This window comes from Elongatibacter sediminis (genome assembly GCF_037892215.1).
GTDB classification, from domain to species: Bacteria; Pseudomonadota; Gammaproteobacteria; order Xanthomonadales; family SZUA-36; genus Elongatibacter; species Elongatibacter sediminis.
Map to the genome: position 1 here is coordinate 122113 of NZ_JAZHOG010000012.1, position 12888 is coordinate 135000.

6 protein-coding genes and 3 rRNA genes (1 of these 9 only partly in view) are annotated in these 12888 nt (G+C 57.6%); all 9 read right to left on the minus strand.

What is annotated here, in order from left to right:
- Nucleotides 1–19: 19 nt before the first annotated feature.
- A complete protein-coding gene (locus V3330_RS16695) occupies nucleotides 20–2800 on the minus strand; it encodes a TonB-dependent receptor domain-containing protein (RefSeq protein WP_354696591.1) in 2781 nt (926 codons plus the stop codon).
- Nucleotides 2801–3194: 394 nt separating this feature from the next.
- Nucleotides 3195–4169 (minus strand): helix-turn-helix domain-containing protein, encoded by a 975-nt coding sequence (locus tag V3330_RS16700; RefSeq protein WP_354696592.1) that lies wholly within the window; start codon nucleotides 4167–4169, stop codon nucleotides 3195–3197.
- A gap of 355 nt (nucleotides 4170–4524) precedes the next feature.
- Nucleotides 4525–5829: a sulfatase family protein gene (locus V3330_RS16705; RefSeq protein ID WP_354696593.1), complete on the minus strand. Its 1305-nt coding sequence runs from the start codon at nucleotides 5827–5829 to the stop codon at nucleotides 4525–4527.
- A 6-nt stretch (nucleotides 5830–5835) separates the two neighbouring features.
- Nucleotides 5836–7158 carry a sulfatase family protein gene (locus tag V3330_RS16710; protein WP_354696594.1) on the minus strand — a complete coding sequence of 441 codons (1323 nt, stop codon included), beginning with the start codon at nucleotides 7156–7158 and terminating at the stop codon, nucleotides 5836–5838.
- A 101-nt stretch (nucleotides 7159–7259) separates the two neighbouring features.
- A complete protein-coding gene (locus V3330_RS16715; protein ID WP_354696595.1) occupies nucleotides 7260–8822 on the minus strand; it encodes a sulfatase family protein in 1563 nt (520 codons plus the stop codon).
- Nucleotides 8819–11068: a TonB-dependent receptor gene (locus tag V3330_RS16720; RefSeq protein WP_354696596.1), complete on the minus strand. Its 2250-nt coding sequence runs from the start codon at nucleotides 11066–11068 to the stop codon at nucleotides 8819–8821. Before V3330_RS16720 ends, V3330_RS16715 begins: the two co-directional genes overlap by 4 nt.
- 265 nt (nucleotides 11069–11333) lie before the next feature.
- Nucleotides 11334–11448: ribosomal RNA gene (gene rrf, locus V3330_RS16725) — 5S ribosomal RNA — on the minus strand.
- A gap of 693 nt (nucleotides 11449–12141) precedes the next feature.
- Nucleotides 12142–12256, minus strand: a 5S ribosomal RNA gene (rrf, locus tag V3330_RS16730).
- Between the two features lie 420 nt (nucleotides 12257–12676).
- Nucleotides 12677–12888, minus strand: a 23S ribosomal RNA gene (locus tag V3330_RS16735); it runs 2686 nt beyond the window's last position.

A 12888-nucleotide genomic window follows, 5' to 3' on the forward strand; every position in this document is an offset into this window, starting at 1 on the left:
CCATCCCGTCAGCCCCTTGTCAGAAGTCGAGACGAATTCCGCCGAAGTAATTCCGCCCCAGAACGCTATACAGTGACATATTGGTTGGATAGTTCGAAAGGAAGTTAGCGGGTGCGATGGGCGGATCCTCATCGAATACGTTATTGATACCAGCATACAGCTGCAGGGTATTCGAACCCCTGAACGGAATATCGTACCGGATGCTCAGGTTCACCATGGTTTGTGAATCGACGCTGTTGTCGTTGATGTCTTCCGGGCCAAAATCGTTGAACAGATCGCCGCCACCGATGTACACGACCTGTGCCGTCAGCCCCAGCTGATCCCGCTGCCAGTTCGCGGTCAGATTCCAACGATTGTCCGGCGTCGCGATTCCGCCCGATGCATTGCCGACAACACCCACATCGTCAAAGGTCGTAATACCATCGGGTGAGTAGGAATTTTCGATGTAGTGACTGAACAGCCAGCGCAGGTTGAGATCGCCTCCAAGGAATGACTCGAAGTAATAGTCGGCTTCGAAATCCAGGCCCTCGACTGTCCGGTTGGCGACGTTGAGGATAGTTGAGTTTACCGAAGCGATGCTGCCGTCGATGATCTCGACGTTTTCACAACCGATGTCCAGTTCGAAGCACTGATCAACGATACCCTGCGGAGACAGGGTCGAAATTGCGTTGTCGATTTTGGTTCTGTACCAGTCCAGAGAGAGTCTCAGGCCGCGAGCGAAAGACGGCTGGAAGACGATCCCTGCCGTGGTCGTGTCCGCCTCCTCTTCGTCCAGGTTGGGATTACCGCCGGTCAGAATCTGCGTGAGCGTCACTTCGCCTGTCGCCGGATTGCGGACACTGCCGAAGTTCAACACCTGCGCGGCGAACAGTTCGGAGATGTTGGGCGCACGAATGTCACTCGATACGGTGGCCCGGAATCTCAGGTCACTCACCGGGCTGAACGAAAGGCCCAGCTGCCACGGCACCGCGCTGCCACTCGAGGAGTAATCCGCGTAGCGGACTGCGCCAGTCAGACCGAGCGACATGCCCTCGGGGGTTTCGACAAGCGGCACGCCAACTTCGACAAAAGCTTCGTGCACGTCGAAGCTGCCCGAAATGGGCTGGGTATTACCGATGAACCATTGGCCGGACGCCGCCAGTTCATCCACTCCAACCGAGCCTTTCTCGTCGCGGTACTCAATCCCGAAGGCGACAGCGAGTGGGCCGGCGGGCATGTCGAACAGTTCTCCGCTCATCGACGCGGAGAGCACATCCTGCCGGTATGTGTTGTCAAAGTACTGCGTGCCGTGGATGTAATCCAGCGCTGCCTGGCTGGCTGCGCCGATACCGAAGAGGTTCAACGGGGCGCAACCCGGCGCCCCATTCGCCCCGCCGACATTGGCGCGACAGACGATTTCACCCGTGCCCGGGTCCATCACGGCGTCGGTGGCGAATGCGTAATTCGACTTGATGACATTGTTCCGGGTCTGAAAATTCCCGTCCCACTCGCCGTGGGTCCAATAGGCGTCCCAGGTCCAGCCATTCCAGTCACCCTGCAGGCCCGTGGCCACGCGCCAGCTCTCGGCGTTACTGTAGTCGGTAATGAAACCCAGGTCCTCGTTGGAGCGGCCCATCCTCAACACGGGGACGTTGTTGGCCACCATCGCCTGCTTTATCTGGTCCGGAATGTATGGGTTGTCAGCACGGATGATGTCCGGCCCGCCCTTGATGAAATTCCAGGGTTGGACGACCACGTGTTCCGTGTCCGATTCCGCCCAGCTGCCGTCGAGAAAGAAGTTGACGTTGTCGGTGATTTCGAAATCCAGCAGGCCCATGACCGACTTGCGTTCCAGCGCCACGAGCAGGGAGTTGTGGTAAGCGAGGGAGCCCCCTGAGCCGCCCACCTGGAACGGCAGCGTGGTCAGCGGCAGGGGATATTCGCCGATGTCGTATGGCAGAATTTCCCCATTTTCTCCGAAGTAGACCTGCGCAACAGATGGGTGGTTGCCCAGTTGCAGCGGGAGATAACCACCGGTGGTTCCGAAGGCGAGCCGAGCGTCGGGAACCACGATTCGTGCGGGAATTCCGTCATTCGGGCCGGTGTTATCGGGATTGTTGACGATGCCCCAAAGCGCGGCGCCCCAGTCACGGTCCGACTGCGAGCCGATGCCGCTGTTGTCCTGGTATTCAGCACCGAAGGTGACGTGTCCCCGGTCATCGGCGAAACTGAATCCGTAGCCAAACGACGCGAACTTGTCCCGTGCGTCGTTTTCGCTGGTTTCACCGTACTGGAAGTTGAGCTTGCCCCCATCCAGGTTCCTTCTCAAACGCATGTTCACGACTCCGGAAATCGCATCGGAGCCCCATTGCGCGGAGACGCCGCCCGTCACGACCTCTACCTGCTCTACCAGCACCTGCGGAATCATATTCAAGTCCACGCCACCCGAAATGCCCGTAGAAACCCATCTCCGCTTGTCGACGAGCATCAGAAGGCGGTCAGGGCCGAGATTTCGGAGGTTCAGCATATTCGTGCCCCCGCCCCGTCCCTCACTGGTCGATGAGGTCGGCGTGACACTGCTGACGAACGCGGGTACTTCATTGAGGTAGTCCGCGATATTCGTGGTGCCTCTCGCTTCGAAATCCAGGCTATCCACCGTGGTAGTCGGCTTCGGCGCCTCGAAGCCTGAAGTCAGGCGCGTCGCCGGTGACGTCACCACGACTTCTTCCAGCGCGGTGTCTTCCTCCGGCTGCTCGTCTTCCTGGGCCAACAGAAGCCCGGAACTCGCCGCACCCAGAATGAGACTAATCAGAGGTGCCAATGTCCTTCCTAAAATGTGCTGCTTCATGGATGTCATCCTCCGAACGACGTATTCATGGGAGATTTCGGTACCGAGATGCGCCAGGGTCGTTCTGAATCTGCCCTCGTGGGTGCAATCCACCAGGAGTGAGCGAGAGCATTTGCGGGTACTCACTTGAATGTGTGCTCCAGATTCAGAGAGTGGCCGGTATTCACTTCCGGCCTGCGGCAGTGTCCGGTTGGGTCTGGATCCACTGTTCCCACAAAGCGTCCAAACCTCAATGACTTGGATTATAGGAGCGTGTTGGAACGCCAATCACCCGGAAAGCGACAGCAAAAGTCCAACCAGCGACAACCGGCGGCCCCCGGCCATAAAGCGTTGGAGAAATCTGAAAAAACGAATGAGTTCAGGCAGGCTAGCGACTGCGGAGAGTTACTCCCGGTTTCTCTCCGAAAAGCTCCCAGTAGTCCCTGGCAAAGTTGCCGCCGTGATAAAAACCCCACCTGGCTGCCGTCTGACTGACGGAAGTCTCGTAGGGTGTGGTGTTCAGCAACTCTTCCCGGACTTTGTTCAGGCGCGCTCGTTTGACGTATTTGATCGGACTCATGCCAAACCGGTCCTTGAATGCACGCTGCAGTGTCCGCGTGCTCACATGGGCAATGGCAGTCAGGTCGCTGAGCGACAATTCAGACTCGAGGTTTTCGTTGATGAATGCAATGGTGCGGTCGAGGTATCGCGGGGTTCTCACATCGCTGCCCGGATCGGACAGTTCGACATACGCATTGCGAACGAAAATCAGCCCAAGCAGGTAATGGAGCACACTTTCTGCATCGCAGTCATGCAGCCGCTCTGCATTCCATTGCCGGGCTTCCCTGCAAATCTGGATGACCAGATTGCTCAGCGTCTTGCCGAGTCCGCTATCGAGCCCCAAGACATGCGATTCGAGTCGTGCCTGCCATTCCTGGCCGTGTTGCAAATCAGGCAGGTATTGTTCGAAAAACTTCGGGTGCACATGAATAAAGACCGTAGTACAGGCTCCGACCCGGACAAGATCCTGAGACTCGCCGGCAAACTGCACGAGAGCGGACCCCGGCGAAACGCGCAATTGCCGTTGGCCCTGCGTCGCCCTGATTTCGCCTTGCAAAGGAATGGTGACCTGGATAGCGGAGAGTTTCTCAACAACCACTCGAACAGATGATTTCGTCGTGACACCGAAAATCTGTGAACGGGGCAGTTCCAGCCTGTTTATTTCGAAGTGGGTACTGCGCGGGCCTTCGAGGAAAGAGAATCGTGGAGATTCGATCATGGGTGAAATGACTCGATGCACCTCGTCCAGGTCGCTGGTGGAAACGAGTCGCCGCGACGGCGTTGTCAGCCTGAGTTTCGTCACCGCCCCGAAGATGCCTGGTCTGCAAAACAGATTGCGGTCTCGTAGCGAGGTGGGGTGAACCCATTGATTTTGCAGGGAATCGGCATCTCTGTTCGGAGTCTCCTCTTCAAAAGGCCCACGAGCAAATTCATTGTACGGTACAGAGTACTACACGCAAGCCCTAATGGTTTCAAGCTGTACCTGTGGAGGATTGGAGTCAGAGGGAGGGTTGGGAGGGTTGGGGTCAGAGTAAAAGGGACTTACTCTGTCCCTTTACTCTGACCCCGGGGATTCCTCTGACCCCGGGGATTCCGGGGATTCAATCGCTGTTGTCCTTTGAAATTCAACTCTGGCGAGACACCAGAGGTATTCTTTTCTAGTTTCCCAGGGATTCCAACTCCCGGACACCCCGTTCATATCTTTTCATCATGTCCTGCCATACGTCCTCGCGATGAGCGGCATGACTGTAGTATTCCTCGCCGCCTTGATCCATATCGAACAGCAGTCTAACGTCATGTTCCGGAAGCCAACGGTCGATGCCCCGGTACCGGGCGCGCAACAACGCTTTCCACTGTTGGGTGCGTACCGCGGATATGAAGTTGTCGGAGAAAAAGTACAATTGGTCGTGGGGCGAAGTTTGCGCACCCTGCAGCACCGGCAGGATGTTCTTTCCATCCAGTTCCAGTCCATCCGGAAGTTCGGCGTTCGTTATCGCCTGGATGGTGGGCAGTATGTCGATACTCATGGTAATGGCCCCTGACCGGGTGGATGCCGGCAAAGTCCCTGGCCAGCGAGCGAGAAACGGAACCCTGTAACCGCCTTCCCAGGACGTTCCCTTGGTGCCGCGGAGCCGACCTGTAGTTCCGCCCTGGTATGGGCCGTTGTCACTGGTGAAGATGACCAGGGTGCTCTCGTCCAGTTCGAGTCTCTGCAGCGCTTCCCGGATCTGTCCTACGCTCCAGTCAAGTTCTTCGATAACATCACCATATAGCCCTGCTTTCGAACGGCCTTTGAATGCGTCCGATACAGCCAGGGGGACATGGGGCGCGGTGTGGGCCAGATAGATGAAGAATGGATGCTCCTTGTTGCTTTCCATGAATCGGATGACTTCCTCTGTGTAAGAAGCCGTCAAGCGTTTCTGATCCACGGACTCTTCAATCTTCCGGCGGTTGCGGTACAACGCCAGCGGTGATTGATTGTTGCTGTAGGGCAACCCGTAGTAATAATCGAAACCATGCCGGGTGGGCCAGAATTCCGACTGGTGTCCAAGGTGCCACTTGCCAATGATGGCGGTCTGGTAACCCAGGGGCTTGAGCATCTCCGCAATCGTGATCTCCGATTGGGGCAATCCGTGCGTGTCCTTGACGAAAATCACCTGGTGCGCCAGGCCAGAGCGAATCGGATACCGGCCGGTCAGCAAGCCGGCCCGGCTGGGCGTACAGTTCGACGAAGTGGCATAAGCATCGGTGAGGAGAACGCCTTCGTCGGCCATCCGATCCAGATTGGGTGTTTCGATCACCTGATTTCCGTACACACCCAGGTCGCCGTACCCCAGATCGTCTGCGAGAATGACGATGATATTCGGCCGGGTCGCGGGCGCAGCGCCACAACTGATCGCAAACAGGCAGCCGATGAGGAAACACAGCACCGCGCTGCCTCTGATTGACTTTGCCTCCCTCATGCTCTGCTAACCCTTGTAGTCATCGCCGAATTGCGTGTCGTCTGGCCGGGTGGACAGCGATTCCAGTTCCTTTCTGCCCATGTCGAGATAGTGCTCCAGCAGTTTTTTCTGCCGCGGATAATCGCGCGAGAGGTCGTATTGCTGGTCCGGGGCTGCTTCCATATCGTAGAGCAAGGTATACAGATGACGATTGCCCTCGAACCGGATGGGTTGCGCGTCCCGCCACGGAGGATAATCGCTCAACATCAGCCGCCATTTCCGGGTGCGCAGCGCCGCGATGCGCTCGTTGTTGAAGAAATACAGGACGTCGTGGGGCGATTGCTGCTCCCCTGCCAACACGGGGAAGATGTTCTTCCCGTCGACATCAGCAGAAAGCGCTTGTTTGGCTCCCGCAACGTGAAGCAGAGTCGGGAAGAGATCGATATTCATCGCCATCGCATCCGAGACACCGTTGGCCGGTATTTCCGTTGGCCAGTAAGCGATGAAGGGAACCCGATATCCGCCCTCCCAACCCGTACCCTTGTGGCCGCGCAGTCCGCCGGTACTCCCTTGCGGAAATGGCCCGTTGTCACTCGTGAACATCACCAGGGTGTTTTCCCGCCGGCCAGTCCGCTCGAGCGCTTCCATGATTCTTCCCACGCCCCGGTCCAGTTCCTCAACGACATCACCGTAAGCGCCGGCGTTGGACGTGCCCGCAAATTCCGCCGTTGGCAACAGCGGTTTATGGGGTGCGGTGCTGGATACGAAAAGAAAAAAAGGCTGAGCGCGCTGGCTTTCAATGAAGGCGATGGACTCATCGATGATTTGTGTCGCCAGCGCTTGAGCATCGATTTTTTCATGAACGATGCTTTTCCCCCTGACAAGGGGTTGATCCGGCACATCGTTGGAATGGATCACTCCGAAAAACTCATCGAAGCCATGTTCCGACGGGTGAAACTCAGGCCGATCGCCCAGATGCCACTTTCCGACCAGCGCCGTGGCATAACCCTGCATCCGGAGCACTTCCGCCACTGTCGTTTCTCGCGGTTTCAGCCCTCGTGTATCCCCGACGCCCACCGTTCTGTCAGCCAGCCCAGTTCGTATCGGATACCGGCCGGTCAACAGGCCCGCCCGCGATGGCGTGCAGACATTTCCACTGCTATAGAACTGTGTCAACCGGATACCGTCCGAGGCCAGCGAGTCGATATTCGGTGTCTGAATGGATGTGCCGCCATAAGCGCCCACATCCCCATAACCCAGGTCGTCGGCGAGAATAAGCACGATATTCGGCTTGTCGGCGGCGCTCGCGCCACACCAACAAAGCAACAGCATCAGCAGGGTCTTTCGCATTCACACCTCATTACGTCATCAAGTGGCCGCGCTGCCCAACAGCGGGTCTGCCCGGCGGATCGACCGCAAGCACCACGGGTCACCGGCGGACCGCGCTCGCATCAGTCCGTGTAGTGCTCCAGATCGTCCTCGTGGCCGGTGCGCAACAGCTTGCCGGGAAACGGGGCCGCATGGGAGCCCGATGCCCGGCGATAATGCAGGCCCGGTCCGCGTTTCATCGTAAACGGCACGCTCGGCGTCCCGTCGGTTTCTCGGATAGACCGGAACAGTCTCTCACGCATCGACTGCGCGAGATCCCGGTACTCCGGCCGGCCGATCAGGTTTACCTGCTCTGCCGGATCGGCGTGGAGATCGTACAGCTCGTCGGTGTCCCAGATGCCGTGGTACTGGATCAGCTTGTAACGGTCCGTGCGCAATGCGAATGTCGTGGGCGTGTGGGGAAAAACCCACTCCCAGAAGTATTCGTACAAAAACTCCGTGCGCCAATTGTTCACGGACTCGCCACGAAGTTGCGGCAGAAAGCTCCGGCCGTGCATTGTGGTGGTCGGCTCCGTACCGGTCCATTCCAACAGGGTGGGTGCAATATCGATGTTCAGCACCATGTCGTCCACGGTGGCCCCTGCCGGCAGCCCGGCGCCCTGCACGATCAGCGGCACCCGCATGGACTCTTCGTACGCATTGCGCTTGTCGATCAGGCCGTGCTCGCCGAACAGGAAGCCGTTGTCGCCCATGAACACGACCAGCGTATTATCGGCCAGTCCCAGCTCCGAAAGTGCTTCGCGAACGCGGCCCAGGCTTTCGTCGACGGCCATGAGTGCCTCGTGATAACGCTGCCGGTATTCGCGCAGATCGAGATCGCTGTGATAGGGAAACTCGACACCATGCCAGCTGTTGCGCTGATTGCGCACCCACATCGGTGTTCCTTCGGGATACTGATAGCCGGAAGCGGCGGCCCGCGGGAGGTTGATTTCACCGGAGGGGTGCTGCCCCCGATGGCGTTCGGCTGGCAGGAAATCGGCGTGCACGGCCTTGTGCGACAGGTAGAGAAAGAAGCCACGGTCCCGATCGATGGAACCCAGCCAATCCAGCGCGTAGTCGGTGAGTTCGTCGGTGATGTAGCCCTTCTGGGGAACCCGCTCGCCATCGACATTCAGAGTACTGTCCGCCCCCGGATAGTACACACCCTGCCCGGCAAAGCTGACCCAACGGTCGAAGCCCGGTTGCGGCGTGTCCTCGTGGCGGCCGAGATGCCATTTGCCGATGAACGCGGTCTGGTACCCGGCAGCCTGCAACATCTCGGGGAAGAACACCGTACCCGGCGCGGTGTCCCGCTCCAGGTTATCCACAATGCCGTGCGCATGCGCGTACTGACCGCTGAGGATGGACGCGCGGCTGGGCGAACACAACGAGGTGGTCACGAATGAGTTGCGAACATGCACTCCCTCCGCTGCGAGTTGGTCGAGTTGCGGGGTAGTGACTTCGTCGTTCAGAAATCCCAGTTCGTCGTATCGCTGGTCATCCGTCAGGATGAAGACGACATTGTGCGGCGGGGCGGAAGCGGCTTCGCTGGCCTCGGCAACGGACGACACCTGCAGAAACAGAATCGACAGGCCAACCGCCAGGCTGGCCTGTCGGGCTACCTGGATCGATCGAGCCCCATTCATCGCGACATGATCGTTAACGATATACCCAGTTCGCGGAAGTGCGGACGCAGCCGAATTCCCGCGGCGCCGAAATTATCTGCGGTGCCATTGTAATACTGTTCGTCGAACAGATTTTTCGCCCATGCGCGAATTCGGAACCGGTCAGTCTCCATCCCGGCATAGAGATTGAACAGCGTATAGTCGTCGATCTGATAGGGGTAATCCGGCAGGTTGAAAGGCGAGCCGAAAACGGTTTCGCCGACCAGGGATCCAATAGCTTCGATATCGCTGTACTGCGTGTCCGTGTAGGTCAGCTCGCCACGCAGGTAGGACGCCCAGTTTCCGAGCATGAAGTCGTACTGCAGCCAGGTGTTGGCGGTCCACTCGGGAGTGCGAGGCAACGGTTCTCCAGACACGTTGATGACATTGTCCAGTCCGTCCGTCTTGCCACGCAACACCGCGTCGGGATATTCGTCGAATTTCGCGTCGATGTAACCCAGGTTCGCGGCCCATACCAGGTCCTCGGTGAGCAGGGTCATGAGTTCGATTTCGAAGCCTTTGGAGCTTGCCTCTTCCGCATTCTGTGTGACCGAGACGGCCGAGCTGATGTCATTCGGATCGGCCAACCGGGCTGTCTGCACCTGAAATTCGGTCCAGTCGTTGTAAAACAATGCCCCCGACAGGTTGGCCCGGCCATTGGCGAATTGGGTCTTGAAGCCGAGTTCATAGGCCCAGAGATCTTCGGATTCGAACGGCAGAGGAACGAGCTGCGAGGTGCCCGCGATGTCGACGCCGCCGGCCTTGTAACCCTTGGAAATCGAGCCATACCACGTGGTGGTGTCGGTCAGATGGCGCAGCACGACGCGCGGAGAAAAGTCGGTGAACGTTTCGCTTCCGGAAACCGGGTTCGGGCCCTTGTTGAAGTCGATCACGGTCGAGGTGACCTTGTCACGGCTCCAACGACCGCCCGCGGTCAAATCCAGCTTGCCGGTAATTGGCCAGGTGACTTCACCAAACAGCGCGGCGCTCTTGAATCGAAAATTATTGTCGTTGGAGTTGATGAACCCGACGGCCGTACCGTTCGGCGCATCATCCGGCATGATCTGTATCTGGTTGATGCGATCCAGATCATCGTCGATGTAGATTGCGCCGATGGTCCAATCGAAGGCGCTGTCGCCGGCCGACATCAATCGGAACTCCTGGCTCCACGACGTGCCTTCGTAGTCATTCATGCGCCGCAACGGCAAGGGGCCGAATGTGAACGGAATTCCATCAAGGTCTGAAAGACGGTCGAAACTGCTGTCCAGATAGCCGGTGATGGACTTGAATGTCATGCCACCCAGATCCCACGCGACCCGGCCGTTGATGATCGTGAATGACTTGTCGTTGCGCTCGCTTGTGTCCCGGTCGACTCGGTCGTCGTTATCCGGATAAAAACCCTGACCAGAGTCGATGGCATCGAACGGGCCAAGGCCAAAAATGGACTGCGTGTCGAGGTCGAGCACACCTGACGGAATGGCGATGTCACCACCCTCGTCCTCGTTGGTACGCGTAATTGAAAGGTCGATCGTCACATCATCACTGGCAAGCACGCGAAACGAGAGGCGACCCGTCAGGTACTCGTAGAAGGGATCGTTGCCCTGCGGGTTGACATTTTCAATCGGAGTATCTGATTCTTCATAGGCGAAAACACCACGAGCCATGAATGTATCGCTAAAGGGTACGTTCAGAATAGCCTCGGCGCCGTAGGTGTCGAAACTGCCGACGCTGACGGTGCCTTCAAAATACTGCTCAGGCCCCGGTTTGACGGTACTAATGTTGATCGCACCGCCGACGGCGTTGCGCCCGTAGTACGTGCCCTGCGGACCGCGGAGCACCTCGATGCGCTCCATGTCCTGCAGTTGCGGGTTGATGGTGCCCTGGGCCACCGCGCCCACAGACAGCTCATCGATGTAATAACCGATGGAGTTCGCGGTCGCAATGCCGTCAAGCGTGATATTGCTCACGCCCCGTATACTGATATTGATGCTGCGGCTGCCTCCTTCGCCGTCCTCGGAGAAGCCGACATTGGGCGACTTGACGAGGTATTCCGCGGCCGAACCTATATTGGCACGCTTCAGGTCCTCGCTGGTAAAGGCTGAAATACTGATAGGAACTTCCTGCAACGACTCTTCGCGCCGCTGAGCCGTTACCATCACTTCCTCGAGAACCATGACTTCGGTGGATTCCTGTGCGACTACCGCCGGCAGGCATCCCATTGAGAGCATTCCAATTCCGAGCCGTATCGCCTTTTTCACCTTGTGAACCTCCTCATCTTATGCACCCTGTGGTGCGGCAAATGTGTTTCTTTTTTGTTCACATATAAATTGATTTTTCTGGTTTATATATAAATTAATTTCTGATGTCAATTGATTCAGCTGTGAATTTTCAGGCGGAATGATTCTGGCAAAGACAAGAGAAACGAAGTTGAACCACGTTGATGACCTCCACTGCCCCCGGCCGGACCCGTGTCTCAAAAACGCCGTGCACTTGTCGCGGCGCGTGACCTACTCTCCCACGGGAATCCCGCATTACCAGCGGCGATGCACCGTTTCTCTTCTGGGTTCGGGAAGGGATCAGGCGGTCCCAGTGCTCTATTGGCGCCAGGCAATCTGTTTGAGATCTGAAGGATCGAGAACACCCTGAACTCGATTCAGGGTCTCATCACGTTGGCAGAATGCCCAGCGGATTCCGGCGTTCGCCGGAATGACGGGGTAGCTTCGCGGTCACCCTCGTAGTGGATTCAGCTTTCGCCGGAAAGACAGGATTATTACGTGGTTACAGTTGAGAGCAGCAGCTTGTAACCGTGCCACTTTGGCTTCTTTCGCCTGCGGTGAAAACCGCAAAAGCGCTCCGCCTGCTCTGCCAGCGAAGGCATAATAAAAAAAACCCCAGCCCGATGACTCGGACTGGGGTTGTAAATGGCGTCTGGCAGCCCCGGCGCAGCGGCTTTGCGGCTTACACGCGCAGCGTGTATGAAGCGAAGTCGCGGAGCCGATCAGGGCGTGACCTGGTCACGAGCAACGGCTACGCCGCTTTCGCTTCTTTCACCTGCGGTGAAAACCGCAAAAGCGCTCCGCCTGCTCTGCCAGCGAAGGCATAATAAAAAAACCCCAGCCCGAAATCTCGGACTGGGGTTCTGAATGGCGCCTGGCAGCGCCTGCGTAGCACCGGTGCGGTTTCCGCCGCAGGCGGAAGAAGCGCCGATGCGGAGCAGATCAGCGCGTGACATTGGTCACTGCCAGCGACGGCATAATAAAAAAACCCCAGCCCGAAATCTCGGACTGGGGTTCTGAATGGCGCCTGGCAGTGACCTACTCTCACACGGGAAAACCCGCACTACCATCGGCGATGCACCGTTTCACTTCTGAGTTCGGGAAGGGATCAGGTGGTACCAGTGCTCTATTACCGCCAGGCTAACTGTTTGAGATCCGAAGGATCGAAAACACCCTGAACTCGATTCAGGGTCTCATCACGTTGGCAGAGTGCCCAGCGGATTCCGGCGTTCGCCGGAATGACGGGGCAGCTTCGCAGTCACCGTCGTACTGGATTCCGGCTTTCGCCGGAATGACGGGGCGACTTCGTAGTCACCTTCGTGATGAGTCCAATTCTTCAGTCTCATCAGGAATGAGCTTCCGCTCATTCCCTGCATTAGGTAGTTCCGTCAAGAACTTGTGTCTTGCGAAGTATCTTATTGGCTAAGTCAAGTTTCGTGTGGGTGGTGCCTGGACGCGAAGCCAGAGGCGGGAGTGTACATCAGTACACGACCGTTCTGGTGTAGCGTTCAGGTGCCGCCCGCGCGGAACTGGCGACGCCAAAAAAGGCTTTGGTGTTATATGACCAAGCCTCTCGGGCAATTAGTACCGGTTAGCTTCACACATTGCTGTGCTTCCACACCCGGCCTATCAACCTCATAGTCTATAAGGGCCCTTACACTCTCAAGGAGTGAGAGATCTCATCTTGGGAGGGGCTTCCCGCTTAGATGCTTTCAGCGGTTATCCCGTCCGAACATAGCTACCCGGCAATGCCACTGGCGTGACAACCGGAA

What these genes read in the sequence shown, in the direction of transcription:
- V3330_RS16705 (WP_354696593.1), bottom strand. Translation starts at nt 5,829, where the DNA reads ATGAGGGAGGCAAAGTCAATCAGAGGCAGCGCGGTGCTGTGTTTCCTC.
- V3330_RS16710 (WP_354696594.1), bottom strand. Translation starts at nt 7,158, where the DNA reads ATGCGAAAGACCCTGCTGATGCTGTTGCTTTGTTGGTGTGGCGCGAGC.
- V3330_RS16715 (WP_354696595.1), bottom strand. Translation starts at nt 8,822, where the DNA reads ATGAATGGGGCTCGATCGATCCAGGTAGCCCGACAGGCCAGCCTGGCG.
- V3330_RS16720 (WP_354696596.1), bottom strand. Translation starts at nt 11,068, where the DNA reads ATGCTCTCAATGGGATGCCTGCCGGCGGTAGTCGCACAGGAATCCACC.